This is a genomic window from Microbacterium sp. CH-015 (genome assembly GCF_049707015.1).
Taxonomy (GTDB): Bacteria; Actinomycetota; Actinomycetes; order Actinomycetales; family Microbacteriaceae; genus Microbacterium; species Microbacterium aurum.
Map to the genome: position 1 here is coordinate 72,595 of NZ_JBNAFJ010000004.1, position 26,812 is coordinate 99,406.

General features: G+C 69.6%; 26 protein-coding genes, 3 tRNA genes and 1 pseudogene. 12 read left to right on the forward strand and 18 right to left on the reverse strand.

Going from position 1 to position 26,812, the window contains the following annotated elements; genetic code table 11:
- The first annotated feature begins 62 nt into the window (after nt 1–62).
- Both ACPYN4_RS08180 and ACPYN4_RS08185 read left to right on the forward strand, forming a co-directional pair.
- Entirely contained in the window at nt 63–1,823 is a 1,761-nt protein-coding gene (locus ACPYN4_RS08180; protein ID WP_281653202.1) for an alkaline phosphatase family protein, read from the forward strand.
- Between the two features lie 22 nt (nt 1,824–1,845).
- On the forward strand, nt 1,846–3,045 hold the full coding sequence (locus ACPYN4_RS08185; protein ID WP_281653201.1) for a pyridoxal phosphate-dependent aminotransferase: 1,200 nt from the start codon (nt 1,846–1,848) through the stop codon (nt 3,043–3,045).
- A 14-nt stretch (nt 3,046–3,059) separates the two neighbouring features.
- Here the strand turns inward: ACPYN4_RS08185 and ACPYN4_RS08190 are convergent, their stop codons facing one another.
- From ACPYN4_RS08190 to ACPYN4_RS08220, 7 genes and pseudogenes are all read right to left on the reverse strand, one after another.
- Entirely contained in the window at nt 3,060–4,193 is a 1,134-nt protein-coding gene (locus ACPYN4_RS08190) for a UDP-N-acetylmuramate dehydrogenase (RefSeq protein ID WP_281653200.1), read from the reverse strand.
- An 11-nt stretch (nt 4,194–4,204) separates the two neighbouring features.
- Nucleotides 4,205–4,639, reverse strand: coding sequence for a MaoC/PaaZ C-terminal domain-containing protein (locus ACPYN4_RS08195; RefSeq protein WP_076689648.1), 435 nt, complete (start codon nt 4,637–4,639; stop codon nt 4,205–4,207).
- Entirely contained in the window at nt 4,636–5,085 is a 450-nt protein-coding gene (locus ACPYN4_RS08200; protein WP_239280028.1) for an FAS1-like dehydratase domain-containing protein, read from the reverse strand. The genes ACPYN4_RS08195 and ACPYN4_RS08200 overlap by 4 nt, the downstream gene beginning before the upstream one ends.
- A gap of 58 nt (nt 5,086–5,143) precedes the next feature.
- On the reverse strand, nt 5,144–5,944 hold the full coding sequence (locus ACPYN4_RS08205) for a sulfite exporter TauE/SafE family protein (RefSeq protein WP_281653199.1): 801 nt from the start codon (nt 5,942–5,944) through the stop codon (nt 5,144–5,146).
- On the reverse strand, nt 5,941–7,935 hold the full coding sequence (locus ACPYN4_RS08210; protein WP_424446088.1) for an ABC transporter ATP-binding protein: 1,995 nt from the start codon (nt 7,933–7,935) through the stop codon (nt 5,941–5,943). Before ACPYN4_RS08210 ends, ACPYN4_RS08205 begins: the two co-directional genes overlap by 4 nt.
- A 44-nt stretch (nt 7,936–7,979) precedes the next feature.
- A complete protein-coding gene (locus ACPYN4_RS08215; protein WP_424446089.1) occupies nt 7,980–9,707 on the reverse strand; it encodes an ABC transporter ATP-binding protein in 1,728 nt (575 codons plus the stop codon).
- Nucleotides 9,708–9,960: 253 nt separating this feature from the next.
- Nucleotides 9,961–10,504 (reverse strand): annotated as a pseudogene (locus tag ACPYN4_RS08220) (M20 metallopeptidase family protein); the annotation flags it as partial.
- Between ACPYN4_RS08220 and ACPYN4_RS08225 the strand changes: the two are divergent.
- Nucleotides 10,503–11,501, forward strand: a complete 999-nt coding sequence (locus ACPYN4_RS08225; protein WP_424446090.1) for a GNAT family N-acetyltransferase — start codon at nt 10,503–10,505, stop codon at nt 11,499–11,501. The pseudogene ACPYN4_RS08220 and the gene ACPYN4_RS08225 overlap by 2 nt on opposite strands.
- Before the next feature lie 52 nt (nt 11,502–11,553).
- Here the strand turns inward: ACPYN4_RS08225 and ACPYN4_RS08230 are convergent, their stop codons facing one another.
- The gene (locus tag ACPYN4_RS08230; RefSeq protein ID WP_424446091.1) at nt 11,554–12,729 is read right to left on the reverse strand and encodes an alcohol dehydrogenase catalytic domain-containing protein; all 1,176 of its coding nucleotides are present in this window, start codon (nt 12,727–12,729) and stop codon (nt 11,554–11,556) included.
- Nucleotides 12,730–12,731: 2 nt separating this feature from the next.
- Nucleotides 12,732–12,998: a hypothetical protein gene (locus tag ACPYN4_RS08235; RefSeq protein ID WP_424446092.1), complete on the reverse strand. Its 267-nt coding sequence runs from the start codon at nt 12,996–12,998 to the stop codon at nt 12,732–12,734.
- Between the two features lie 173 nt (nt 12,999–13,171).
- Between ACPYN4_RS08235 and ACPYN4_RS08240 the strand changes: the two genes are divergently transcribed.
- The 7 genes from ACPYN4_RS08240 (at nt 13,172) to ACPYN4_RS08270 (ending at nt 18,176) form a co-directional block, all read left to right on the forward strand.
- Nucleotides 13,172–13,381 (forward strand): hypothetical protein, encoded by a 210-nt coding sequence (locus ACPYN4_RS08240; protein ID WP_076689633.1) that lies wholly within the window; start codon nt 13,172–13,174, stop codon nt 13,379–13,381.
- 76 nt (nt 13,382–13,457) lie between these two features.
- Nucleotides 13,458–14,534: a replication initiator gene (locus ACPYN4_RS08245; RefSeq protein ID WP_424446093.1), complete on the forward strand. Its 1,077-nt coding sequence runs from the start codon at nt 13,458–13,460 to the stop codon at nt 14,532–14,534.
- A 1,229-nt stretch (nt 14,535–15,763) separates the two neighbouring features.
- The gene (locus ACPYN4_RS08250; protein ID WP_424446185.1) at nt 15,764–16,114 is read left to right on the forward strand and encodes a DUF6941 family protein; all 351 of its coding nucleotides are present in this window, start codon (nt 15,764–15,766) and stop codon (nt 16,112–16,114) included.
- 61 nt (nt 16,115–16,175) lie between these two features.
- Nucleotides 16,176–16,322 (forward strand): hypothetical protein, encoded by a 147-nt coding sequence (locus ACPYN4_RS08255; protein ID WP_239280044.1) that lies wholly within the window; start codon nt 16,176–16,178, stop codon nt 16,320–16,322.
- 47 nt (nt 16,323–16,369) lie between these two features.
- Complete coding sequence (locus ACPYN4_RS08260) at nt 16,370–16,663, forward strand: hypothetical protein (RefSeq protein ID WP_424446094.1); 294 nt, start codon at nt 16,370–16,372, stop codon at nt 16,661–16,663.
- A 45-nt stretch (nt 16,664–16,708) separates the two neighbouring features.
- Nucleotides 16,709–17,122 (forward strand): hypothetical protein, encoded by a 414-nt coding sequence (locus ACPYN4_RS08265; protein WP_239280049.1) that lies wholly within the window; start codon nt 16,709–16,711, stop codon nt 17,120–17,122.
- Between the two features lie 37 nt (nt 17,123–17,159).
- A complete protein-coding gene (locus tag ACPYN4_RS08270; RefSeq protein ID WP_239280050.1) occupies nt 17,160–18,176 on the forward strand; it encodes a tyrosine-type recombinase/integrase in 1,017 nt (338 codons plus the stop codon).
- Here the strand turns inward: ACPYN4_RS08270 and ACPYN4_RS08275 are convergent.
- The 4 genes from ACPYN4_RS08275 to ACPYN4_RS08290 form a co-directional block, all read right to left on the reverse strand.
- A tRNA-Met gene (locus tag ACPYN4_RS08275) sits at nt 18,174–18,247 on the reverse strand. The genes ACPYN4_RS08270 and ACPYN4_RS08275 overlap by 3 nt on opposite strands.
- Nucleotides 18,248–18,282: 35 nt before the next feature.
- Nucleotides 18,283–18,354 (reverse strand) — tRNA-Thr (locus ACPYN4_RS08280).
- 62 nt (nt 18,355–18,416) lie between these two features.
- Nucleotides 18,417–19,772 carry a M23 family metallopeptidase gene (locus ACPYN4_RS08285; protein ID WP_424446095.1) on the reverse strand — a complete coding sequence of 452 codons (1,356 nt, stop codon included), beginning with the start codon at nt 19,770–19,772 and terminating at the stop codon, nt 18,417–18,419.
- Between the two features lie 158 nt (nt 19,773–19,930).
- On the reverse strand, nt 19,931–20,722 hold the full coding sequence (locus ACPYN4_RS08290) for an inositol monophosphatase family protein (protein ID WP_424446096.1): 792 nt from the start codon (nt 20,720–20,722) through the stop codon (nt 19,931–19,933).
- Between ACPYN4_RS08290 and ACPYN4_RS08295 the strand changes: the two genes are divergently transcribed.
- Nucleotides 20,721–22,388 carry a phytoene desaturase family protein gene (locus ACPYN4_RS08295; protein ID WP_424446097.1) on the forward strand — a complete coding sequence of 556 codons (1,668 nt, stop codon included), beginning with the start codon at nt 20,721–20,723 and terminating at the stop codon, nt 22,386–22,388. The genes ACPYN4_RS08290 and ACPYN4_RS08295 overlap by 2 nt on opposite strands.
- A gap of 6 nt (nt 22,389–22,394) precedes the next feature.
- Here the strand turns inward: ACPYN4_RS08295 and ACPYN4_RS08300 are convergent, their stop codons facing one another.
- The 4 genes from ACPYN4_RS08300 to ACPYN4_RS08315 form a co-directional block, all read right to left on the reverse strand.
- Nucleotides 22,395–23,351 carry a hypothetical protein gene (locus ACPYN4_RS08300; protein WP_424446098.1) on the reverse strand — a complete coding sequence of 319 codons (957 nt, stop codon included), beginning with the start codon at nt 23,349–23,351 and terminating at the stop codon, nt 22,395–22,397.
- Between the two features lie 149 nt (nt 23,352–23,500).
- Nucleotides 23,501–23,582, reverse strand: a tRNA-Tyr gene (locus tag ACPYN4_RS08305).
- Between the two features lie 89 nt (nt 23,583–23,671).
- Nucleotides 23,672–24,157 (reverse strand): FBP domain-containing protein, encoded by a 486-nt coding sequence (locus ACPYN4_RS08310; protein ID WP_424446099.1) that lies wholly within the window; start codon nt 24,155–24,157, stop codon nt 23,672–23,674.
- Between the two features lie 69 nt (nt 24,158–24,226).
- The gene (locus ACPYN4_RS08315; RefSeq protein WP_281651837.1) at nt 24,227–24,865 is read right to left on the reverse strand and encodes a phosphotransferase; all 639 of its coding nucleotides are present in this window, start codon (nt 24,863–24,865) and stop codon (nt 24,227–24,229) included.
- Between the two features lie 201 nt (nt 24,866–25,066).
- Here ACPYN4_RS08315 and ACPYN4_RS08320 point away from each other — a divergent pair, with 201 nt between their 5' ends.
- Nucleotides 25,067–26,551 carry an HNH endonuclease signature motif containing protein gene (locus tag ACPYN4_RS08320; RefSeq protein WP_281651836.1) on the forward strand — a complete coding sequence of 495 codons (1,485 nt, stop codon included), beginning with the start codon at nt 25,067–25,069 and terminating at the stop codon, nt 26,549–26,551.
- Here ACPYN4_RS08320 and ACPYN4_RS08325 read toward each other — a convergent pair.
- Nucleotides 26,536–26,766, reverse strand: a complete 231-nt coding sequence (locus ACPYN4_RS08325) for a hypothetical protein (RefSeq protein ID WP_281651835.1) — start codon at nt 26,764–26,766, stop codon at nt 26,536–26,538. The two genes, ACPYN4_RS08320 and ACPYN4_RS08325, sit on opposite strands and share 16 nt — an antisense overlap.
- Nucleotides 26,767–26,812 lie beyond the last annotated feature (46 nt).

The following is a 26,812-nucleotide window of genomic DNA, read 5'->3' on the forward strand; positions in this document are numbered from 1 at the left end:
CCGTTCGGCCAGCACGACGTCGCCGACTGTTTAGGCTGAGGGAGACGACGTGGGGGTGCGGAATGGAGTCGACGGCCCGAGAAGACGGCAGAACGAGCCGTCGCGATTTCCTGCGCCGGACGGGCATCGGCGCGGCCTCTCTCGCCGTCGCGGGCGGGGCCGGATTCGGCATCGGGGCCGTGACGTCCGGCAGCGCCCGTCCCGAGGCCCCCGCGGAGTTCACCCCGCTGCCCGAGCGCGCCGAACCCGGGTTCGACCACGTCGTCGTGCTCATGTTCGAGAACCGCAGCTTCGACAACGTGCTGGGGCGGGTGTACTCCCCCGCCGAGAAGACGCAGGCCGAGTTCGACGGCGTCGCCCAGGGCGACTATGCCAACGCCGCGCCGGACGGCACCCGCATCCCCGCGCACGTGTACTCCGGCACGACCGACCACATCATGCAGCAGCCGCAGCCCGACCCCGGCGAGACCTACCCGCACGTCAACACGCAGCTCTACGACGTCGTCGACCCCGCGACCAATGATGACCTTCGCGCGCACGGCCTGCGCGCGCCCTACAACGCTCCGCCGGCGGGCGCGACCGCCACGAACGAGGGGTTCGTGCGGGACTACATCATCAACTTCCGTGCGTCGATGCGCCGCGAGCCGACGCCGGCGGAGTACCGGGTGGCGATGGGCGGCTTCTCCCCCGACATGCTGCCGGTGTTCTCCGCGCTCGCCCGCCAGTTCGCCGTCTACGATCGGTGGTTCGCCGCGGTGCCGTCGCAGACCTACTGCAACCGGTCGTTCTTCCACGCCTCCACCTCGCACGGGTTCGTCGTCAACCACACCGACGGCTCGTACGCGAAGTGGCTCAACGCCCCGGCATCCGCCACGATCTTCAACCGACTCGAAGACGCGGGCATCTCCTGGCGCGTGTACTACGACCCGACGCAGCTGGTGTCTCTGACGGGCCTCATCCACGCGCCGGTGCTGGAGAAGTACTGGAAGACGAACTTCCGCGACATGACGCAGTTCTACGCGGATGCCGCGGCCGGCGACCTGCCCGCTTATGCGTTCATCGAGCCGCGCATGATCTTCAATCACAACGACATGCATCCGCCGTGGGGCGAGCTGCGGGACGGCACGCTGACCCTCGACGACGGGACGACGGTTCAGATCGACAACAGCGCGTACTCCGACGTGCGCGCCGGCGACAAGCTGCTGCAGGACGTCTACGACGCGATCCGCACGAGCGCCTCGACGACGGGCTCCAACGCGGTCAACACGGCGCTGGTGGTGACCTTCGACGAGCACGGCGGCATCTACGACCACGTCGCCCCGCCGAAGGCGACGCCGCCGGATGACAGCGGTGCGGGCGAGATGGGCTTCACGTTCGATCGGCTGGGTCTGCGGGCGCCGTCGATCGTCGTCAGCGCATACACCGCGGCGGGCGCGGTCATCCACGACGAGATGCACCACGGCTCGGTCATCGCGACCCTTTGCCGGCAACACGGGCTCAAGCCGCTGACCGCCCGGGACGACGGCGCGCGCACCATCGACAACGCGGTGGGCCTCGCGCATCCGCGGCAGCCGTACACGTGGCCGCAGCCGGTCGCGCTGTGGCAGCCGCCGAACCCCGAGGCGGTCGCGGAGGACACCACCGACGCCCATCGCGCGCGCCCCCTCACCTCCCCCGCCCGAGGGCTGCTGGGACTGCTGATGGCGAAGTACGCGCCTGGCGAGCCGGTGCCGACCACCTACGGCGAGGCCTACGACGCCCTGCAGCAGCACGGCCGGGGGCTGTTCGGCACGACGGACGAGAAGCCGGCCACCGGCGGCTGACCTCCCCGACTACGCTGGGCGTGTGATCCATCGCGCCCCGCTCTCCCGCAAGCTGTCCGCCATCGCCGAGTCGGCGACCCTCAAGGTCGACGCGAAGGCCAAGGCGCTCATGGCCGAGGGCAAGCCCGTCATCTCGTATGCGGCCGGCGAGCCGGACTTCGCGACGCCGCAGTTCATCGTGGATGCCGCCGCTGAAGCGCTGCACGACCGCGCGAACTACCGGTACACGCCCGCCGCGGGCCTGCCCGTGCTGCGCGAGGCGATCGCCGCGAAGACGCTCCGCGACTCGGGCCTGGAGGTCTCGCCCGCGCAGGTCATCGTGACCAACGGCGGCAAGCAGGCGGTGTACCAGGCGTTCCAGGCGGTGGTGAACCCGGGCGACGAGGTGCTGCTGCCGGCGCCGTACTGGACGACCTATCCCGAGGCGATCGCGCTGGCCGACGGCATCCCGGTGGAGGTCTTCGCGGGGGCCGACCAGGACTACAAGGTCACCGTCGAGCAGCTCGAGGCCGCCCGCACCGACAAGACGACGGTGCTCGTGTTCGTCTCCCCCTCGAACCCGACCGGCTCGGTGTACACGCCCGAGGAGACGAAGGCGATCGGGCAGTGGGCGCTCGAGCACGGGATCTGGGTGATCAGCGACGAGATCTACCAGAACCTCGTCTACGAGGGCGCGCGCGCCGTCTCGATCGTCGAGGCCGTTCCGGAACTCGCCGGCCAGACGATCCTCGTCAACGGCGTCGCGAAGACGTACGCCATGACCGGCTGGCGCGTGGGCTGGATGGTCGGCCCCGCCGACGCCATCAAGGTCGCGGGCAACCTGCAGTCGCACCTGAGCTCGAACGTCAATAACATCGCGCAGCGCGCGGCGCTGGCCGCGCTCACCGGTCCGCAGACCGAGGCCGAGCAGATGCGCCTGGCCTTCGACCGCCGTCGCAAGCTCATCGTCGCCGAGCTGGCGAAGATCCCGGGCGTCGCGGTGCCGAACCCGCTGGGTGCGTTCTACGTCTACCCCGACGTGCGGGGACTGCTCGGGCGCTCGTGGCGCGGGACGCAGGTCAACACCACGCTCGAACTCGCCGACCTCATCCTCGACGAAGCCCAGGTCGCCGTCGTTCCCGGTGAGGCGTTCGGTCCTTCCGGATACCTGCGGCTGTCGTACGCCCTGGGCGACGACCAGCTCCTCGAGGGCGTCCAGCGGCTGCAGCAGCTGTTCGGCTGACCCGCCCCCTCGGCCTACAGCTCGACGCCGACGAGCACCGGTTCGGGCTGCAGGAGCAGACCGAACTCGCTCTGCACCCGCTGCTGGATGTAGCGGGCGAGCTCGGCGAGCTCTCCCGCCGTCGCGCCCCCGCGGTTGGTGAGCGCGAGGGCGTGCTTGGTCGACAGCGCCGCGCGCGAGCGCGGCAGCCGGAAGCCCTTGCCGACGCCGGCGTGTTCGATCAGCCACGCCGCGCTGACCTTGACGTCCGGCTGCGACGACACCGGCGGCGGCACGATGCCGTCGAAAACGGCCAGCGGGATGACCGTGACGGGGTCGACGCTCGGCGCCAGTGGCCAGCGCGGGCACTCCGGCGGGAGCGTCCGGGCGAAGGATGCCGAGACGATCGCGTTCTGGAAGAACGAGCCGGCGCTGTGCGTGTCGGGATCGGCATCGTCGAGCACCATGCCCTTGGCGGCGCGCGTGGCGAGGACCGTGTCGCGGATCCCGCGCAGCGAGACCACGGCATCCGGTTCGAGGCGCAGCGCCTGCCGCAGCTGCATGCCGCCGACCGGGACCTCGCCGTGACCCACCTCGCGCAGCTCGAGCGTGATCGACACGATCACTCCGCTGCGCCGCGGGACCTCGCCGTAGTGATGCTTGAGCACGGAAGTGCGGAAGCCGAGTCCGAGATCGGATGCCGGCACCACCTCCACCTCGCCGGTGGCCTCGTCGAGCAGTTCGACCTCCACCAGCGTCTCGACGATCTCCTGGCCGTACGCTCCGACGTTCTGGATGGGAGCCGCACCGGCGCTGCCGGGAATGCCGCTCATCGCCTCGATGCCGGCGAGGCCTTCGGCGACGGCGTAGGCGACGAGGTCGTCCCAGTCGTGTCCGGCCTCGACCCGCAGGCGCACCCGACCCTCCGGCGCCGGCAGGCGTTCGATGCCGCGGGTGCGCACGAGCACGACGGTTCCCTCGAAGGGCTCATCGCCGACGAGCAGATTCGAGCCGCCGCCGATGACCAGCCAGGGGTCGCCCGCCGCCCAGATCTCGCGGAGCGCATCGATGAGCTCGTCGCGCGTGCGCGCCTCGACCATGCGAGCGGGGATGCCGCCGGCGCGCAGCGTCGTCAGCTGCGCGAGCGGGATCGGAGCGATCTGGGGCATGGTGGCAGAGGTCACGCGTGTCGGCGCACGCGGACCTGCGCCTTCCCGAGCACCGTGGTGCCGTCGAACGCGACGGTGAGGTCGATGCGGGCGGTGTCGTCGTCGAGCGCGCCCACCTTCGCCGTGATCACGAGGTCGGCGCCCGCCTCGGCGTCCACCACGACGGGACGCGTGAAACGCACGCCGTACTCGAGGATGCGACCCGCGTCACCCGCCCACGCCACGACCGTCTCGACGGCGAGGCCCATCGTGAGCATGCCGTGGGCGAGCACACCCGGCAGGCCCACGCGCTCGGCGACGTCGTCGCGGTAGTGGATGGGGTTGAAGTCGCCGGAGGCGCCGGCGTAGCGCACGAGGGACTCGCGCGTGAGATGGACCGTGCGCTCGGCGACGACGTCGCCGACGGCCAGAGCGGCGCCGGTCTCGGGACCTGTCGCGGTGGTCATGCGTCCTCGCCTCCGATCAGCAGCACCGATGTCGCGGTGACGACGTGCGCGCCCCCGGCATCCGTGATCTCGGCCTCGCTCGTGACCATCGCCCCCGTGCCGAACGGGCGGACGTTCGTGATCTGCAGCTGCGCGACGAGCTCGTCGCCCGCGACGATCGGCCGCGTGTAGCGGAAGCGCTGCTCGGCGTGGACGGTGCGCTCCAGCGCGATGCCCGAATCCTCCTCGGCGAGCAATTGCTGCAGCGTGAGATCTTGGATCACCATCGCGAACGTCGGCGGCGCGACGACATCGGCGTAGCCCAGGGCGCGCGCGGCGTCAGGGTCGACGTGCTGCGCGGCATCCGCGAAGACGGCACGCGCGAACTCGCGCACCTTCTCACGGCCGACGAGGTACGGCGCGGTCGGCGGGAACGAGCGGCCGACCAGCTCAGGATTCACGGACACACCTCGATCCTACCGAGCGAGGCGCGGGTGCCCGACTCGTCGCGTCTCGGCGCGAGGGTCAGCGCGCACGGCGCGCGCGGATCGCCTTGACGGCCATCTGCACGGCGATGAAGGCGAGGAACACCGCGAACAGGATGTTCGCCACGAGCGGCGACATCAGCGTCGCGAGCCACGCGCCCACGGCGGTCGTCGTGCAGGCCGCGACGCCCACGAGGCCCGCGCCGAGCAGGTCGACGTTGCCGCGGCGCAGGTTGCCGACGGTGCCCGAGACGGCGGTCGGGATCATCATCAGCAGCGACGTCCCCTTCGCGATGAGGTCGCTCGTGCCGAACAGGAACATGAGCGCCGGCACGACGATGACGCCGCCGCCCACTCCCAGGAGCCCCGCCATGATCCCGGTGAACAGCCCCAGCGCGACGAGTCCGATGATCGATCCCAGCGTCAGGACCAGCTCGGCGTCGCGGGACGGCACGACGACGAACAGCATGACGATGACGACCGCGAGGAAGGCGACGAAGCCCCAGCGCAGCGCGTTCTGCGGGATTCGGGCGAGCAGCCACGTGCCGATCTGAGCACCCACGACCGCGCCGGCGGCGAGGATCAGCGCCGGGATCCAGGCCACCGAGCCGTGCACCGCGTAGGAGACCACCCCGACGGCGGCCGTCGGCACGATCGCGGCGAGCGACGTGCCGGCGGCGAGCCGCTGGTCGAAGCGCAGCAGCAGCACCAGCATCGGCACGATCACCGTGCCGCCGCCGACACCGAACAGCCCGGACAGCAGGCCCGCCGCGAGCCCCACGCCGATGCACGACAGCACGAAGCGCGCGTCGCGACGGCGGGGCGCCGCCGCCGCGCTCACGCGTGCACCTCGTCGCCGGGCTCGTCGGCTGTCGTCGCCTGCTCGAACTGCGACCGGTACAGGCGCCAGTACGCGCCCTCAGCGGCGATGAGCTCGTCGTGCGTGCCCTTCTCGACGATGTCGCCGTGCTCCATCACGAGGATGAGGTCGGCATCGCGGATCGTCGACAGCCGGTGCGCGATGACGAACGACGTGCGTCCCTCGCGCAGCGCCGACATCGCGTGCTGCAGGAGCAGCTCGGTCCGGGTGTCCACGGAGCTCGTCGCCTCGTCGAGGATGAGCACGCTCGGCTGCGCGACGAACGCCCGCGCGATCGTGATGAGCTGCTTCTCGCCCGCCGACACGTTCGCGGCATCCTCGTCGAGGACGGTGTCGTAGCCGTCGGGCAGCGAGTGCACGAAGCGGTCGACGCGGGTGGCGACGGCCGCCTCCATGATCTCCAGATCGGATGCCGACTCATTGCCGTACCGGATGTTCTCGCGGATCGTGCCCGCGAACAGCCACGGGTCCTGCAGCACCATCCCGGTGCGCGAGCGCACGTCATCGCGGGTGAGCTCGGCGATGTCCTGCCCGTCGAGGAGGATCCGCCCGCCGTCCAGCTCGTAGAAACGCATCAGCAGGTTCACCAGCGTCGTCTTGCCGGCGCCGGTGGGGCCGACGATCGCGACGGTCTGGCCGGGCTCGACCCGGAACGACAGGTCGCGGATGAGCGGCTTGTCAGGCGCGTAGCTGAACACGACGTGCTCGAACTCGATGACACCGCGGCCGCCCCGCAGCGCGGGGGCGTCCTCGGCATCCGGCTCCTGCTCGTCTTCGTCCAGCAGCTCGAACACGCGCTCGGCCGACGCGGTGCCGGACTGCACGACCGCGGCCATGCCGCCGAGCTCCGACAGCGGCTGCGTGAACTGCTGCGAATACTGGATGAAGGCCTGCACGTCACCGAGCCGCAGCTGGCCGGAGGCCACCATCAGTCCGCCGAGGACGGCGATGCCGACGTAGCTGAGCGAGCCGATGAACATCATCGCGGGCATCATCAGCCCCGAGAGGAACTGGGCCTTGAACGCGGCCTGGTACAGATCCTCGTTCTCCTCCTGGAACTTCTCCCGCGAGTCCTTCTCGCGTCCGTAGACGCGCACGAGCGCGTGGCCGGAGAACGACTCCTCGACGCGGGCGTTCAGGCGTCCCACCTTGCGCCACTGCGTGTTGAACGCCTTCTGCGACTTCGGCCCGATGATGCCGAACACCACCGCCATCAGCGGCAAGGCGACCAGCGCGACGATCGCCAGCTGCCACGAGATCGAGAACATCATCACGAGCACGCCCACCACCGTCAGCACGTTGGTGACGGCGGTCGACAGCGACTGCTGCATGGTCTGGGTGATGTTGTCGATGTCGTTCGTGACGCGCGAGATCAATTCGCCGCGCTGCACACGGTCGAAGTACGACAGCGGCAGGCGATTGATCTTCGCCTCGACCTGCTCGCGCAGGCGCCACATCGTGCGCACCATGATGATGTTGATGACGTAGCCCTGAATCCAGGTGAGCACGGCCGAGGCCACGTAGATCGCGAGCGCGGCCACGAGCACCCACTTGAGCCGCTCGAAGTCGATGCCGGCCCCGACCTGGAAGTTCTGCATCGCGGCGACCATGTTCGCGATGTCCGTCTGACCGGCCGCGCGCAGCGCCTCGATCACCTCGGCCTGCGACATGCCCGCGAACTGCGCGGGCAGCGATGCCGACACGACACCCTCGAAGATGACGTTGGTCGCCTCGCCGAGCACCTTGGGCGCCGCGACGGCGAGCACGACCCCGATCGCACCGAGGAGGGAGACGAGGGCGAACACCCACTTGTACGGGCCGAGCAGTCCGATCATGCGGAAGAAGCTCTGCCGGAAGTTCGACGCCTTGCCGGGTGCGACCGAGTCCCAGTCGCCGGAGTTCAGGCGCGCCTGCTCGGCGAGCTCGACCTCGTAGCGCTCCTCTTCGGTCATCTCGGTCCCTGAGCTTGTCGAAGGGCCTGTGCTTGTCGAAGGGCTCATGCGTCCACTCCCAGCTGCGACTGCACGATCTCGCGGTAGGTCTCGTTCGAGGCGAGGAGCTCGTCGTGGGTGCCGGAGCCGACCATGCGGCCGTCGTCGAGCACGATGATGCGGTCGGCGTCGGTGATCGTCGAGATCCGCTGCGCGACGACGATCTTGGTCACCTGCGGCAACTCTCGCCAGAGCGCCTGGCGCAGCCGGGTATCCGTCGTCACGTCCAGCGCGGAGAACGAGTCGTCGAAGACGAGGATGTCGGGGCGGTGCGCGATCGCGCGGGCGATCGACAGGCGCTGACGCTGGCCGCCGGAGACGTTGGTGCCGCCCTGCGCGATGCGGGCGTTCAGCTGACCCTCCATCTCGGAGACGAAGTCGCGCCCCTGAGCGATCTCGAGGGCGTGCCACAGTTCGTCGTCGGTCGCCTCTTCGCGGCCGAAGCGCAGGTTGGACGCCACGGTGCCGGTGAACAGGAAGGCGCGCTGCGGCACGTAGCCGATGCCCTCCCACATGCGGTCGAGGTCGGCTTCGCGCACATCGACGCCGCCGACGCGGACGCTGCCGCCGGTCACGTCGAACAGGCGCGGGATCAGCGAGACGAGCGTGGTCTTGCCCGAGCCGGTCGAGCCGACGACGGCGACCGTCTCCCCGGCATCCGCTCGGAACGAGATCCCCTGCAGGACGGGCGCCTCGGCGCCGGGGTAGGTGAACGACACATCGTCGAACTCGACCGTGCCCGGCGTCGGGAAGGAGCCGACCGGATTCTCCGGCCGGACCAGGGCGTCGCTCGAGTCGAGGACCTCGCCGATGCGGTCGGCCGAGACCGCGGCGCGCGGGATCATGATCGTCATGAACGTCGCCATGAGCACGCCCATGAGGATCTGCCCGACGTACTGCATGAAGGCGAACAGCGTGCCGATCTGGACCGTGCCGGCGTCGACCTGGATGCCGCCGAACCAGATGACGCCGACGACCGTGACGTTGAGCACGAGCATCGCGAGCGGGAACATGATGACGAACAGGGAGCCGACCTTGCGGCCGACGATCATGATGTCGGTGTTCGCGACGCGGAAGCGGGCCTCTTCGATGCGCTCGCGGACGAACGCGCGGACGACGCGGACGCCCGTCAGCTGCTCGCGCATGACGCGGTTCACGCCGTCGAGCTTGTTCTGGTACTGGCGGAACAGCGGCACCATCCGGCTGATGATGAACCCGGCGATCACGAGCAGGACCGGGACGGCGACGGCGATCAGCCAGCTCAGGCCCACGTCCTGCTGCAGCGCCATGATGATGCCGCCGATCGCCAGCAGCGGCGCCGTCACGAGCATCGTCGCGCCCATCATCGCGAGCATCTGCACCTGCTGGACGTCGTTCGTGTTGCGGGTGATGAGTGTGCCCGCGCCGAACGAGGAGACCTCGCGCTCGCTGAACCCGCTCACCTTCTCGTAGACGTCACGGCGGATGTCGCGGCCGGCGCTCATCGCGGCGCGCGCCGCGAAGTAGGTCGCGATGATCGAGGCGATGATCTGCCCGAGCGCGATCGCGAGCATGAACATACCGCGCGACCAGATGTACCCGGTGTCGCCGGTCGAGACGCCCTTGTCGATGATGTCCGCGTTCAGACGCGGCAGATACAGGGATGCCATGGCGGAGGCGAACTGGAACACCAGGACGCCCAGCAGCCACCATTTGTAGGTCCACAGATAGCGGACGAGGAGCTTTCCGAGCATGCGCGACTCCATTGCATCGGGAGGGGACGGTCCATGCTAGCGCCGGCCCCCGACACGCACGTGCCCGTGAACGCGGAGAAGGCCCCGGGCGGGATCCGCCGGGGCCTTCTCGATGGCTGCGGGGAGCTCGGGCGACCCGAACGCCGTCGACTCGACCCTGCGGCCATCTGATGTTGCACGTGTCACGCTACGCGGGACGGGCCGCTCGTGCCCACCGGTTGACGGCCGCAGCGCGACTCTGCTAAGCCCTCACGCCTGTGCCGTGCGCGCGCACGCGACCGTCGCGAGCGCCGCCGCCTGGTCGCCGAGGACCGCGTCGTCGAACAGCACGCGCGGCGAATGGTCGGTCGCCCGCGGCGTCGAGCAGGCCCTCCTCGAGCATGACCGTCGCTCCTCCGTGGCCCTCCTCCCCCGGCTGGAACATGAAGATCACCGACCCGTGCAGCTCGCTCTGGCGCACCGACAGCAGCTTCGCGGCGCCGACGAGACCGGCCGTGTGCAGGTCGTGGCCGCAGGCGTGCATGTTGCCGTTGGTCGAGGCCCGTGGCCTCATCGATGGGGAGGGCGTCCATGTCGCCGCGCAGGAGCACGACGGGACCGGGGTGCGCACCGCGCAGCACCGCGACGACGGAGGTCGTGCGGGTGCCGGTCGTGATCTCCAGCGGCAGTCCCTCGAGCGCGGCAAGGACCTTCTGCTGCGTGCGCGGCAGCTCGAGCCCCAGTTCGGGGTCGGCGTGCAGGGCCCGCCGCAGGATCACGACCTCGGCATCCCCTCGCCACCGGTAACGTCGGGGCATGGATAGCACCGACGCCCTCGTCGCCCGCATCGCCGCCGACTGCACCCGGACGGGCATGACCGTGGCGGCCATCGAGTCCCTCACGAGCGGCGCCGTCGCGAGCGCCCTCGGGCAGGGCGAGGACGCGGCGGAGTGGTTCGCCGGCGGCGTCGTCGCCTACCGCGTCGCGACGAAGACGTCGCTGCTGCGCGTGACGGAGGGGCTCGACCCCAGCACCCCCGATTGCGCCGCGCAGCTCGCCACCCACGGGCGGGAGCTGCTCGCCGTCGATGTCTGCGTCGCCGTCACCGTCACGGGCGTGGGCGGCCCCGAGCCGAGCGACGGACACCCGGCGGGTGAGGTGCATCTCGGGCTGGCGACGGTCGACGGCGTCACGACGTCGACGCATCGCTTCGAGGGCGACCCGGCCGACGTCGTAGTGCTGAGCGTGCGCGCCGCCGTGGCGGCGCTGGCGGAGGGGGTCACCGCGCAGGCGGATGCCGCGGCATCCGGCACCGTCGCCCGCGACGCCCGCGACGCCCGCGGCGAGCACGATCCGGAGGTGCGGATCCTGCCGTTGCGTCCGTCGGATGCCGGGGAGGTCCTCACGATCCAGCGGGCGGCGTTCGTCAGCGAGGCACAGATCTACGGCAGCGCCGACATGTCACCGCTGACGCAGACGCTGGCGGAGGTCGAGGCAGAACTCGAGGGAGCGGACGGCTGGGTGGCGCGGATCGGGGGACGCCTCGTCGGCGTCATCCGCACCCGCACCGCCGATGATCTGCTGCTCATCGGCCGTATCGCGATCGCACCCGACATGCAGGGGGCGGGGATCGGGCGACGCCTGCTCGCCGCGGCGGAGGAATCCACCGGGGCGGCCGAGGCGGAGTTGTTCACCGGAAGCCTCAGCGAGGCGAACCTGCGCCTGTACCGGGACTGCGGATACGTCGAGACCGAGCGGGTCGATCAGGGCGACGGCACCGCGCAGGTGTTCCTGCGCAAGCGGCTGCGCGACTGAGCGGGGTTCCGCCGGTCGCGACGCCGGCCGCGGGCGTCCCGACGCGGCGGCGTCAGGATGCCTGGAGCACCACCTTGATGCAGCCGTCCTCCTTCTTCTGGAACAGCTCATAGAAGCCCGCGGCGTCGGCGAGCGCGGGCCGGTGGGTGACGAGGTCCTGCGTGCCGAGCGGGTCGGCGGCGTCCTCGACGAGCGGCATGAGCGTGTCGGTCCACCGCTTCACGTTGCACTGGCCCATCCGCATGGTGACCTGCTTGTCGAACAGCGACTTCATCGGGATGGGATCGGCCTCACCGGCGTAGACGCCGCTGATCGAGACGGTCCCGCCGCGGCGCACCATGTCGAACGCGCTCATCAGCGCGGCGGTGCGATCCAGCCCCGCCGCCTGCATCAGCGGCTGCGCGACGGGCGCGGGCAGGGCGCCGATCGCGTGATGAGCGGCACTGACGACGGGGTTGCCGTGGGCTTCCATGCCGACGGCGTCGACCGCGGCATCCGCCCCTCTCCCCTCCGTCGCGTCGAGCACCGCATCGACGGCACCCTCCTGATCGAGGGTGCGGATGCCGTGGCGCTCGGCCATGGCGCGGCGCTCGGGCACGGGGTCGATGCCGATGACGTCGTAGCCGAGGTGACGTCCGACCCGCGCGGCGAACTGGCCGACGGGACCCAGCCCGACCACGGCGAGCGTGCCGCCGTCGGGGACGTGCGCGTACTGCACGCCCTGCCAGGCGGTCGGCAGGATGTCGCTGAGGAAGAGGTAGCGCTCGTCGGGGAGCTCCTCGCCGACGGGGATCGTGTTGTAGTCCGCGAGCGGCACGCGCAGGCGCTCGGCCTGGCCGCCGGGGACCTGACCATAGAGCTTGGTGTAGCCGAACAGCGCGGCGCCGGAGCCGTACTCGCGGACCTGCGTCGTCTCGCACTGGGACTGCAGTCCGCGCACGCACATGAAGCACTCGCCGCAGGAGATGTTGAACGGCACGACGACGCGCTGACCGACGCGCAGGTTCCGGATGCCGGCACCGACCTCCTCGACGATGCCCATGGCCTCGTGACCGAGGACGTCCCCGCGGTCGAGGAACGGCCCCATCAGCTCGTAGAGGTGCAGGTCGGAACCGCAGATCGCGGTCGAGGTGATGCGGACGATCGCGTCGGTCGGCTGCTCGATGCGGGGATCGGGAACCTCAGTCACCTCGACGCGACGACGGGCCTGCCAGGTCAGCGCCTTCATGGTCAGCCCTCGATGCCGCTTTCGGCGATCTCATCCACCGGGAGCGACACGCGCAGGTCCTGCGGGGAGGCGAGGTTGTCGTCGTCGGTGAACTCGGGGCGCTCCGCGGTGTCGGTGGGGTTCTGCAGGTCCTCGGGAGCGATGTCGCCCTGGCCGTCGTCGCCGAGTTCGGCCGTCACGGGATCTGCACCCTGGGTGTCGGGCTGCTGTCCCACCGCGGGGAGGTCGCTCGTGGGGATCTGGTCGTCGGGGTTGGCTGTCGTATCCATGGATTCAGACTCGCGCGACGCACCGGTGCGGCGAAGGGGATTGCGCGGTTCGCCCACGGCGGATATGGGCGATAGCCCAGGGGCTGTCAACCCCCGGGCACGCGCCGGGGAGCGCGCCTACAGTGGGGCACCTGATCGTCGGCGACATCGTCGACAGAAGAAGGAGTGCACGAATGTCGAACCTGAAGACCTGGCTGCTCGTGATCGCCGTGGGACTCGTCGCCTACGTGGCCGGCGCGAAGGCGGGGCGCGCCCGCTACCGCGAGATCAGCCACGCCGCCAAGGAGCTGTGGGACGACCCGTCGTTGCGGAAGGCCCGGAACCAGGCCCGCAAGGCGATCGACTCCGCGGCGAAGAAGGCCTCGAAGAAACTCGGCGCCTGACCTGCTGTCTGTAGCGGGAGCGGGGCTTGAACCCGCGACCTCACGATTATGAGTCGTGTACCCGTAGCCGCTCGCTATGCGAGCTACTACCGAAGAAGACGCAACAGCCCGCGCTACGGTGCTTGCTCGCGGGTGCTCCTCCCCCATCCGCACCGCGACAGGTGTCTGGGTGCGCTGCGGGTCACGGATCAAGTCCAAGTGCGAATCCTGCGCCGAGCTCTACCGAGGTGACTGGGCTGCGATCGCCCGGTCGGGTGTCTTCGACGGGCCGGTCGCCGAGTTCCGCTTCTACCTGCTGACGCTCACCGCTCCGTCGTTCGGGCGGGTGCACCGAGTGCCCCGCGAGGGCGGGCGGCGGGTCGGGGTGTGCGGGTGCGGGCTCGAGCACTCCGCGACGGATGCCAGGCTGCGCGGCGTGCCGCTCGACAGCGGCAAGTACGACTACGCGGGACAGGTCGCTTGGAACCGGGATGCCGGTCTGCTGTGGGATCGCACGCGGCGGCGGATGCGGGATCGGTGGGACTCGCTCGAGTACTTCATCGTCCGCGAATGGCAGGATCGGGGGGTCCTGCACGTGCATGCGATCATCCGAGTCGCTCGCTTCGAGGCTCCTTCGCCCGACGTACTGCGCGACGCTGCGCGGACGGCGACAGCGGTGTCTCGGGTTGACGCGGGGGTGCTCGTCGAATGGGGCGATCAAGCGCGTTGTGATGCCTTTCGCACAGACGGCGACGGAGCCAAGACGATCTGGTATCTGTCCAAAGCGCTGAACTATGTCCTCAAGGATGTGGCCACTGCGTCCGAGAACGCACCCGTCGACGTGTGGCGGCATCAGGTCGCCCTCGGCGTTGCGGCGCGCCAAATGCGTTGCGCCCCCGGCTGCCAGCCTCAGGACTGCCTGAACCTCGTCCATAAGCGCTTCGGGTCGCGCTCTCAAGTCGTCAGCGCTTCCCGGCGCACGAAGCGACGGACCGGCTGGTCGTTCACTGGCCTGACTCGTACTGTGCAGCGCCGGCTACGGCGCGCGTGGTGGGAATCCCGGATGCGTGATGAGGCCGGCGTCGATGCGCCGGCACCCCCGCCCGCTCCACTGGAAGACCTCGCGGCGCGCTCGCGGCGCGAGCTGACCGCGCGGGGCTGGTCGGCGCCATGAAAGGAAGACCAATGATGTGCATCACGCGTAACCACATAGCCGACGAACCGCTCCCGGATTGGGACATACACCTCCGCGATTCATTCGGTACCGCTGGTGAGCCGGTCGGTGGTGTTACGGGACTCGCCCTTCACTGCGGAAGCGGCTCTGGATGCATTCCTGGCGTTCGCGCCAGAGCTTGCTGTCCATTCGCTGGTCGCGGTGCGGTCGGAGATCTCGCCGCCGTGGTCGATGTTCGAATGGGTGTGAGTGGGACAGGCGGGGGGCGAAGTGGTGCCGCGTGCGGCACGTGCGCACCCCGCCTGTCCCACTCGCGCCCGCCGCGCTCGACCCTGGGACACGATGCCGAGGGCAACCGGAGCGCGCAGCGCGGAGGGCGGCAGCGCTCTCGTCGGTGATAACGATAGGATCCCGAACGATGGCGCAACTCGAGAACCCACGGGCCCAGTGACGGCCGCGGTGCCGCTCGTTGTGCGGGACGCAGAGCCGCCGCTTGAACGAGAGACAGTAGTCGTTCGAGGTGGAATGATGCCGCGAGCGTCGGTCGAGGCGTCGGCTAGCGCGAACTTCGATGACTACGGCTTTTATGGGCTCTCCGTGTTTGCGCGAAACGGCGCGAGTGCAGATCAGATTTGGCATCACACAGCCGAGATCGCGCCGCCCAAATATCGCAAGATTCGAGTAACCACCGTTGGCGCCCTTCTTGACCGGGGATTTCAGCTGATCCCTACCTGGGACGAACCCCACTTCGATATAGTCCTGACAGACTTGCAAGACGCAACATGGGAAGCACTTGATTCCGTCTTTAGCGCTCCCACAACCGAACCGGGGTGACCGATGAAGCTACTTGGCGACTTCCAGAGTGTCCGAGGTGACCAAATTACGCTCTCACTCGACTACGTAGTGGGAGCAAGCGCGCTGGTACCTGAGCGTGGTACACGAGTAGTTGTCGACGACACGGAGGGGCACACGGCTGAAGCTATCGTGCTTGGTGTGCGAAGCCGGAATATCGACGCACTGATCGACTGGTCGACGTGGCGAGATGAAGTGACTCGAGATCGCTTTGACTCTGTCATCGACTTCGGCGTGTTCCCCCGGTTCGAGAGCAGCACTCGCACCTCAGCGACTTACGATCCTGTTCGTATGCCGCTGGAGTTCAGCGGAGCGCGATGAAGGGCTTTCTTCTCCTCTGCGACTTCGCCGAGGAATTGAACGGCAAGCTCTACATAATGGGAGGCGGGTTCTCTCGGTTGTTCCAGGTCCGCCCAACTTTCGACTTCTCGGTAGCTGCGAAGTTGCTTGTCCCTTGGGTGCAGACGAATGAGCGACACACTCTCATCCTTGAGCTGCGAGACAGCGATGGCAACGTCGTGCGTGTCGGGGAAGAAGGACGCGAAGTTCGGGTCGAAGGACAGATTGAAGTCGGGCGCCCGCCAGGCCTGCCGCAAGGTACCGAGATCGATCTCCCACTCGTTTGGCGAATGGAAGACCTTCCGCTCCTTGCGGGGCGCTATAGGTGGGAACTGACTTGCGGTGGAGACCACGTGGCTGACGCCACTCTTGACGTTGTCCCGACTTGATCTTGTGTAGAAGATTTCGGGAGACCGGGAAGAGATGACTGCTGGAGCTACTCGCGTGATCGTGCTCGATAACGCTGGGGATGCGTGGCCCTGCGCCGAGGATCTCGCCGCAGAGCCGGGTGGCGAGCATGCGATCGTCGAACTCGACGGTCGCCAGATCGAGGCATCGGGCCTCATCGAGTGCTACCGGTGGCTCTTCGGCGCGTGACGCCAAGACAGGCACGCAGTGTCTGAGCGTCATGCCATGCTGGCGCAATGGGGAAGAACGCTCAACGGCGTCGGAAGATGCAGGCGAATCTGGCGACACTCGTTCGACCGCGCACCACCGAGAATCAGTTCGCGCATGCGGCAAGACGATCATGCGACGACTGCGGCTCGACGATGATCGAATGGGGAACGCTCGGCGCGGCTGTCGCAGCTGGCTGGGGCGGTGCAGGCTCCGCTAAGGGGCTGCTTGACGCGGCTGCAGCGTTCGGCCCGGAGACTGAAGCTTGGCGTTGCCGCAGCTGCGACAACTTCGGATTCTTCTCACCTGCGATCTGGGGCTGAGCGCGTAGCCTGGTAGTCCGAGAAACCGACACTAGGACGGGCATCGTGGCAGACTTCCGATCCGAGCGCTCACCTTCACCCGAGGGCGCGGGCAACGCTAGGCACGCCCTGGAAGACGCGTGGGACGCCTATCACTCGGCGAACAAGGCAATCAACAAGCCGATCTATGCAGCGTTCCCCTGGATCAAGAAGGCGCTACGCGGTCAAGCGGCCTCCGCTGCGACGGACCTATTCGGGTTCTGGCTGCTCTGGCGGCTACTCGGCGGTTTCGAAGGTCTGCAGCAGACGCTTGGTATGAGCCGTTCCACCATCTACCGCCGAATCTCGGCGTTCCGAGCGGTGTTCGGCGAGCATCCAGACGTCTATGAATTCCCCGGCGTTAGCGTCGACGTCGAAGCGTTCATCGCCGGGCTCGCCGCCAAGCGGGAACCAACCGAGGATGACACCGTAGTGTCATAGTTGACACTACGGCTGGGAAGGCCCTACAGTCTCAGATATGGGACTAGACCCGGCCGCCACGACTCTCGCCGAGTTCTTCGGCGAGTATCGTGCGCTCGTCGAGGACGGCCTCACTTCGAACGCACAACAGTCCTACGCCCGCGCTTGGTCTCTGCGCATCGAGCCGTCCCTTGGTGCGCTTCCACTCTCCGAGCTTCGTCCGCTCGCCATTGCCAAGGCGCGCGCAACATGGTCGGGCGCGGAGTCAACGAAGGGCGATGCACTGGCCCTGCTCTCCAGAATCCTCGGGCTTGCAGTGATGGACGGACTTCTGCAGGCGAACCCGTGCCGGTCCCTCCCCCGCGCGCGTGGCAAAGCCCGCGAGTCGGAATGGACGTCCCGCGCGTTGGACGACCTGCAGGTGCGGCGAATGCTCGCGCTGACGAGCTTCCACCCATCCGGGCAGCGCGCGCTCGCTGGTCTCGCATTCACGGGTCTCCGACTCGGCGAGCTCGTCGGCCTGCGCTGGGAAGACCTCGACGAGCGACGCGGACTCCTGACGGTTCGACGAACCTTCTCGCCCGACGGACACGGGCGGCTCGTCGAACGCCCCACGAAGAGCGGCAAGTCGCGGCAGGTGCCGATCATCGAAGAACTCGCACCGTGGCTCGACGACGCTCGCGTGCTCGGGTTCGAGCATGTCTTCACCGGCAAGCTCGGCGGGCCTTTCGATAGCGGCAACCTCTCACGCGCGCTCCGCTGGCACACTCTCCGCGACCAGATCGCGACATTCGCTGACGGAATCCCACTGCGCTTCCACGACCTCCGCCACACCTTCCTGTCGCGCCTGGCGCGGCACGGGATCGCACCGGCTCACATTCAGAAGGTCGCCGGGCACGCCTCAATCACCACAACAGAGCGCTACACGCATCTGTCGGGCACCGAGGCTGCACTCGCAGTGCGTGACGCGGTGAACGGCGGAAATCGTGAGGTCACTTTCCGAGGGGGTGAGCACGCGGCAACAGCGGGTCTGACACGACAAAACCCCCGGAATTCCGGGGGTCTGAATCGGTAGCGGGAGCGGGGCTTGAACCCGCGACCTCACGATTATGAGTCGTGCGCTCTCACCAACTGAGCTACCCCGCCGCGCCGCACCCACACGGCGAGATGTGGATGCTGCGAGCCCCGAGTCAGGATTGAACTGACGACCCCTTCCTTACCATGGAAGTGCTCTGCCACTGAGCTATCGGGGCGTGCTGCCCGCGAGCGGGCAACCAGAAAAGAATATCAGAGCGTGAGGCTCCCGCCGAACCGGTCAGCCGACCGTGTGCGTGCCGTTCGTGTGCTCCTTGAGCCACTCGATCGGGTCGGTGTGCGCCGTCCCGCCGAGCAGCACCTCGAGGTGCAGGTGCGGGCCGGTCGCCTTGCCGGTCTGACCGACCGTGCCGAGGACCTGACCCGCCGTGACGGTGTCCCCCTGCTTGACCCGCAGCGAGCCGTACTGCATGTGCCCGTAGCGGGTGGAGACGATCTGCCCGTCGATGACGTGGTCGATGAGCACCGTGACGCCGTAGTCGCCGCCGGCCTCGGTCGCGATGCGGACGGTGCCCGCTGCCACGGCGTGCACTTCGGCGCCGAGACCGGGGGTCAGGTCGACGCCTCGGTGCGGAGTGGAGAACTGCGACAGGTATGACGACGACCCGTACGCCGCCGAGATCGGCACGCCGACCGGGAACGGCCACTGGATCGCGGCGGTCGGATCGTTGACCCAGGTACCGGCGAAGAGGGTGACGCCCGAATCGGCGGCGATCTCCGCCATCGAGGCGACGTTGTACGACTCGGGGCGGTCCAGCGTGCTGGCCGGCGCGTCGCCGGAGGCCACGAACGCCTGGATGTCGGTCTTCGCAGCCTTCGCCGTCGTCGTGGCCACGGTGAGGTCCGCCGAGCGGTCGGACATCGCGGCGACCGCTTCGGCCGGCGTCGTGGTGCCGATCGCGAGCAGGCCGACGACGGTCATGACGCCGAGCGAGAAGGATGCCGCGGCCACGCGCTTGGCGACGGCGCCCGCGCTGCGGCGAGCACGGCGCGGCGCCACGTGCGCGGCGTCGACGGACGGCTCATCCGCAGCGGGGCGCTCCTCCGCGACGCGCGACCGCTGCACGGGCGTCTCCGCCGTGAAGGAGAACAGGCGTGCCGCGAACTCGAACTCGTCGACGGCGCGGTGATCGGCCTCCGGCGCGCTGGGGACGAAGGCGGATGCCGGAGGCAGCTGGTCGGCGACAGGCACGCCGACCGCATCGGTCCCGCTCGCGTGCGCCATGGCCGCGCTGGCACCGGCGGCGCTGGGGGCCGCGGCTGCGCTGGGGGCACCGGCATCCTCGGCCACCGCTTCGAAGACGGCGCGCGCGGCGCGGCGCAGCCGGCGACGGGAGGCCTCGTCGGGCTGGGCACCGAGCGCCGTCTCGGCGGCGATGGCTGCGGCGACGTCGGCGACGACGGCCTCGGCCAGCGAGGGCGTCGCGGCGATCTCCTCCGCCGGCTCCACCGACGCGGGCGTCTCGACGGCTGCGGCCTGCGCGGCGGCCGCTGCGGCGGCGCGGCGCCGGTATTCGGCACGCGTGAGGACACCGGATCCGGTCGCGGCGGCGACCGCGGGGGTGTCGAGGGTCACATTCCAGGCTCTCGTCGGGCCGCGCAGGCCGGGGGTCCTGGCGGCGACGTACTTCGGGCTTGCGATCACTGTGCCGTTCGGGCGGCAAAAGTAACGATCGGGTAAACACTACTCCGGCCGCGCTGGGAATGCCATGAACGCCGAGCGGTATATCGCTTTCAGGTCGCGATGACCTCACGCAGCCGCGAGAACAGGTTGGGGCCGGCCGCGATCGTCATCTGCCGCCCGGGCGCACCGTCCGGCGCGCCGCCGATGAGGCCCCCGGCCTCGGTCACGAGCAGTCCCCCGGCGGCATGGTCCCACGGGTGCAGGCCGCGCTCGAAGTAGCCGTCCAGGCGCCCCGCGGCGACATAGGCGAGGTCGAGGGATGCGGCACCGGCCCGCCGCAGATCACGCGCGAGCGGCATGACGCGACGCACCCGCTCGAGATCGGGGCCGTGCGTCGCGGGGTCGTAGCCGAACCCGGTCGCCAGCAACGCCCCGGCATCCGTCGCCTGCGACACGGCGAGGCGCCGCTCGCCCAGCCAGGCGCCCTCGCCGCGGGCGGCGCGGAAGAGCTCGTCGGCCGCAGGCGAGAACACGACGCCGGCCTGCGCGGTCCACGTGGCGGGCTCCGGCTCACCCGCCACGGCGGCGATGCTGATGGCGTAGTGCGGAATGCCGTAGGCGTAGTTGACCGTGCCATCGATCGGGTCGACGACCCACGTGATCCCCGTCGTGCCCCGCTCGGCGCCCGACTCCTCGCCGAGGAATCCGTCGCCTGGCCGCGCAGCCGCCAGCCGCGCCCGGATGAGGTCCTCGACCTCGCGGTCGGCCTCCGTGACGATGTCGGCGAGCGTGGACTTCGTGGCAGCGACGGCCACACCCTCGGTCCGCCTGCGGCGCGCCAACTCCCCCGCCTCGCGGGCGATGTCGACGGCGATCAGCAGCAAGTCCCCGGCATCCACCATGGCTCCACGCTACGCGCACTACGGTGGCTCCACGAGCGGGATCTACGACGCCGTGATCGTGGGTGGCGCCCACAACGCCCTCGTCGCCGCCGCCTACCTGGCAGGTGCCGGCAAGCGGGTGATCGTGCTGGAACGGCTCGGACATCTGGGCGGCGCAGCCGTCTCGGAACGGCCGTGGCCCGGCGTCGACGCGCGACTGTCGCGCTACTCGTACCTCGTGAGCCTGCTGCCGCCGCAGATCATTCGCGACCTCGATCTGCGCCGGCGGCGCTACTCCTCGGATAGGCCCGATCCGGTCGACGCCACACGTGGCCTCCTCGTCGACAACGCGGATGCCGTGGCCACGACGGCGAGCTTTCTCCGCGCGGCCGGCGACGCCCGCGAGGCGGAGCGCTTCGCGGCGTTCTCGGATCGGCTGCTCCCGCTCGCCGCGGCGGTGTTCCCGACGATGACCGAGCCGCTGCGCCGGGAGTCCGACATGCGCGGGCTCGTCGGCGACGCCGACCTGTGGGAGTCCCTCACCACCCGCCCGCTGGGCGTGCTGCTGCGCGCGTCGCTGCAGAGCGACCTCGCGCGTGGCGTCGCCCTCACCGACGGGCTGATCGGGACGTTCTCGCACGCCGACGACCCGTCACTGCGGCAGAACCGCTGCTTCCTCTACCACGTGATCGGCGGCGGAACCGGCGACTGGGACGTGCCGGTCGGCGGCATGGGCAGCGTCAGCGGCGCTCTGGAAGGTGCGGCGCGCGCCGCCGGCGCCGAGCTGCGGACGCATGCCCCGGTGGAGGCGATCGACCCCGACGGCGTCGTTCGGCTCGCCTCGGGCGAGGAGATCGCCGGGCGCCTGGTGCTCAGCGGCGTGGGGCCGGCGGTGCTCGAGCGCCTGATCGGGGCCGGGGGTGGCGGTGGGCGTGTCGGCGGCGGCCCGGGCGAGGGCGCGGCCGGGGTGGAGGCTAGCGCCGCGGGTGTCGCGAAAGCAGGCCGAATCGACTCTTTCGACCCGCCGGAGGGCGCTCAGGTCAAGATCAACCTGCTTTTGCGACGGCTGCCACGCCTGCGCGACCCCGAGGTCTCCCCGGAGGCGGCGTTCGCGGGCACGTTCCACATCAACGAGACGATGACCCAGCTCGACGACGCCTATGCCGCAGCGGCGGGCGGCGGCATCCCCTCCCCGCTCCCTGCGGAGATCTACTGCCACTCGCTGACGGACCCGACGATCCTCGGACCCGAGCTGCAGGCCGCCGGGGCGCACACGCTGACGCTGTTCGGTCTGCAGGTGCCGCACCGATTGGCGGCGGATGCCGATGCCGACGCCTACCGCGACACCTTGCTGCGCGCCGCGCAGGTGTCGCTGGACAGCGTGCTCGCCGAGCCGATCATGGACTGCGTGTACCGGGCGCCGGACGGCAGCGCCTGCATTGAGGTGAAGACGACGACTGACCTCGAGCACGCGCTCGGCATGGCCGGGGGCGACATCTTCCACGGGGCGCTCGCCTGGCCGTGGGCGGGCGATGACGAGCCGCTCGACACACCCGCCGCGCGGTGGGGCGTCGCCACGGCGCACGAGCGGGTGCTGGTCTGCGGCTCCGGCGCGCGGCGCGGCGGCGCGGTCAGCGGCCTCGGCGGACACAACGCCGCGAGGGCGGCGCTGGAGCTGCTCGGCTGATCCGGATCAGCCCTGCGGCGGGAGCGGCGGAGGCGGCGGGAACCCCTGGTACCCCGACTGCGGCGCGGTCTCGGCCGGAGTGGGGGCGCCCGGCGCGGATGCCCGGGGCTGCGCGCCCGGCGCTGCTGCCGGGGGCTGCGCGGATGCCGGGGGCTGCGCGCTTGGCGCTGCTGCCGGCGGCTGGGCGGCAGCGGGAGCGGGGGCCTGCGGGTACGTGGGCTGACCGGTGTAGTACGCGTTCCAGTCCGGGCTGCCGTCGGGGAGGACGGGCAGGGGCGTGGCACCGTCGGCATACGTCGGCCACTGCAGTACCGGCGCGGCGCCGTACGCCGTCGGGTTGACGGGCCGGGGCTTCTTGGGCGCGAACAGCGCGTTGACGAGCGGAACGAGCGCGGTGCCGACGGCGGCGAGGATGGCGAGGGCGACGACCACGCGCCAGTACAGCGGGCGGTAGTCGACGAACTCCTCGGTCATGATCGGCAGCACCAGCATGACCGCCAGGATCACGACGAGACCGATCGTGACGTAGGTCACGATCGTGGTGAAGGTCGTCTGGTGGCGCAGGAACGCCCGGAGGTACAGTCGCGCGTGCAGCAGCGCGCCCTGGATGATGAGGCCGATCAGCACGAACTTGAAGATCCGGTCGCCGCCGGCGTACCAGGTGTTGGTCGGCATCCAGATGAGGAACGCTCCGATCAAGAGGAGCAGCACCCACGAGACCATGCTCGCGAGGGTCAGCCACGCCGGGCGGCGTGCGGCGAGGGTGGCCTCCATGATGGACACGCCCGCGAAGCCGGCGAGCAGCACGATCGTGAGGAACGCCTTGGCGACGATGCCGTCCGAGTCACCGACGATCACCCAGATGACGCAGACGATCGCCGCCGCGATGAGGGCGCCGATCGCGACCCAGATCGATGCGCGCAGCACCTTGTTCGACTCCGGAGAGGTGATCGGTTCGGTCATGTCGTTCCCTTCGCCGGGCGGTGCGCCCCCAGTCGGTCCTGGTAGGACCCATCCTGACATGGCGCGACCGTCCGGCGCGGGCTTGTCCACAGGGCGTCTGAACCACGAAGGGCCCCGCGTGTGCGGGGCCCTTCGTGGTATTCGTTCGGTGGCAGGTGAGGGATTCGAACCCCCGAAGTCGAAGACGGCTGATTTACAGTCAGATCCCTTTGGCCGCTTGGGTAACCTGCCAAGTGCGCACCCGACCGGCTTTTTCAGTCGACCGGAGGCGCGATCAACCATCTTACCCGGCCGCGGGCCGTGCGAAAACCGGCGGCGCATCAGCCGCCCGAGACGACCCTGTCGACGAAGGCTTCGACGCGGTGGCGCGTGCCGTCGATCCGTCGATCGACGTTGGCGCGCACCTCGCTGGGCGCCAGCGGCGCGGCGAGCCGGACGTTCTCGTGGCAGCCGAGATCGGCGCAGATGTAGGTGCCGACGCTGTCTCCGCGCGCCCCGGCATCCCCCGCGCGATGCGCCGTGAACAGCACGACCTGGTTTCCCGGCTGCATGGTGTGGCAGAGGTTGCAGAGCGCCGCGCGTGAACGGCCGCCGGATGCCGCGCGCACGACGATCCCTGTCGCCGCCCCCTCGCGCTCCACGACGATGTACCCCCGGCCGCGGGTCTGCGGATCGGGCCACGCCAAGAAATCGAGGTGATCCCAGTCGGCCAGCATGAACGACATCGGCACCGCGACGCGCTCGAGCTCGTCAGCTGTGGCGTTCACCAGCGCGGCACGCACCTGGTCTTCGGTGAGCGGCTGCATCCCGCCAGTCTACGAACGGATGCCGCGCCGAGGCCGGTCGGGTCACGCGAGGGGCCGCGAGCCGGCCGCTCACGCGAGGGGCCGCGAGCCCGCGGGATCGTGCAGCGTGCCTGCTGCGAGCCTCGAGCGGAAGTTGCTCACCGCGTGGTCCCGCAGCGCAGCGTCGCCCACCCGGTGGGCGGCGGCGGCGACCTGCAGCGGGAGCGTCGCGCGATGCCGCATCGCACGCTGAAGCAGATCGGCGGGAGCGATATCGGCCACGTGCCTGGCACCGTAGATGCCGATGAGCGGCGCGATGTCGATGGCAGGATCATCCAGCGCCGAGTGATCCCAATCGAAGACCGAGACGGCCACTCCATCGCGCCAGCCGATGTTGTGCGGGCCGAAGTCTCCGTGGACGATCGCCGCACGCACCTCACCCAGGTCGAGCATCTCGCCGACCGCTCGCAGTGCGGGCAATCGGTCTGCCTCGAGGTAGGCACCGAGTTCGTTGTCGACGACGTCGAGAAAATCGACTCCGCCGCACCACTCCCTCGCCGTCGGCATGCCGAGTTCAGGCGTGGCACTGCCGATCTCGGCGAGGAGTTCTGCATAGGTGCCGCGCACGTCGGACCACTTCTCGCTCACCGCCTCGCCCGTCGGTACGCGGGTGACTACGTATCCGCTACGTCCACCACCCGTGCGCGGCGCACGCACCGGTTCGGGCACCGTCGTCCCACGAGATGTCGCGGCTGAGGCGGTCTCGTTGCCCCCTCACGCTTCGTCGATCAGTACGATAATTCTCAGCCTTCCTCTTGTATTGATCGCATGCGCGTTCTATACTGGTTGTGGCGGCAGCCCCCATTCAGGCAGTCGCAAGGATGAGCCGGCAGTGCTACCGGACGTTGAATGATCGACGTCAGGAGTGCCATGCCCATTCCCTTTCCCGAACAGCCCGAGCCGCCTCGCCGGCCGGTGGAGTTCGACGCGCCCGACGCGGGGATGCCGGACCATGCGCTCGGCCGTTCATCCGTTGCGCCGCTCATCGATCCGCACTGGGCGGAGTTGTCTCGGCTCGTGGGGCGCGCCGAGACGAATCGTGCGGATATGTCGCGCCTGCAGGCCGAACGTGCAGAGTTGTGCGCCGAGGCGCTCGATCTGGTCGCGATGCGCGTTGCACAACGCCAGGCGGCACGCCCGAATCGTGAGATCGGCGACACGATCCCGCTGCGTGAGGTCATGGCCGAACTCGCGGCGGCACTCCGCGTCGGTGAGCGGACGGTCTCGACCTGGCTCGGCGACGGCAGTGCGCTGGTCACGACGTACCCGACCACGCTCGACGCGTTACGCGAGGGACGCATCGACGAACGCCACGCGTCGGCGATCATCGACGGCGGGCGCGCGCTCGATCCGGAGCATCGGGAGGAGTACGAGCGGCTGGTTCTCGAGGTGGCGGAGCGTGACACCGCGCCCGCGACTCGTCACTTCGCCCGCGTTGTCGCAGCCCGTCTGCAACCCGAGACCGTCGATGAGTCACACCGACGCGCGCTCGCCGAGCGACGCGTGCGCATGTTCGACCTCGACGACGGCCTGTCCCGGCTGCTCCTCGACGGCGCCACGGCCGTCATCCATGGCATCTTCGACCGTCTGACGTCCATGGGGATCGCGCAGGGGGATCTCGACGAGCCGCGCGCGGATGAGGACGCGGAGGCCGACGAGTCGGATGAGTCGGTTGAGGCCGACAAGTCGGACGAGCCAGATGAGCGCGACGAGCCCGACGAGCGGACGCTCGACCAGCGTCGTGCCGACATCATGTGCGACCTGCTTCTCACGGGGTGCCCGGCGCTGGATGGCGACGCCGGCCTGTCCGCCATCCGCGCGACGGTGCAGGTGACGATCCCCCTCCTGACCCTCGCGAGCCTCGACGACGAGCCCGCGCTGCTCGACGGCGAGGCGCCGATCGATGCAGAGACGGCCCGCGCGCTCGCCGCCACCGCACCCTGCTGGCAGCGGATCATGATCCATCCCGTCACGCATGAGCCGCTCCGCCTCGACACCTACCGGCCATCCAAGCGGCTGCGGCGCCTGATCGGCGCCCGCGATCAGCGATGCCGATGGCCCGGATGCCGCCGCACAGCCCGTCGCAGCGACATCGACCACACGATCCCCTTCGAAGACGGTGGCCCAACCTGCGCAGGGAACCTCGAAGTCCTCTGCCGCCGTCATCACACGCTGAAGCACGCATCGCCGTGGCAGGTAGTGCAGCGCGGCGGCGGGTCGATCGAGTTCATCTCACCGACCGGGCGAAGATACCGAACCGATTCACCCCCGGTGCTCGCCGGCGCCGCGGGCAGACCCGCCTGGGCGCGCTACTTCGACGCGCCCATGGATCCGGCCGATCACCCGGCCTTCTGACCCAGCCCTTTCGCCATCGTGCGGTTCTCACCGGCGACGCGCGCGGATCCGGTGTGGCAAGTTGGATCGATGGACTTCGAGCCGTTGTCGCAAGGGGTGATCGACGCCGCGCCCGACTGGATGCGAGCCATCCCGCTACGCGCCGACGGCTGGCGCGACGAGAACACGCGCTCGGTGCTCGCTACCGAGGCAGGCGCACCCGTCGCCGTCGGCATGATCTGGACCTCTCGCGTCGACGGCGACCGCTACTGGTTCGAGATC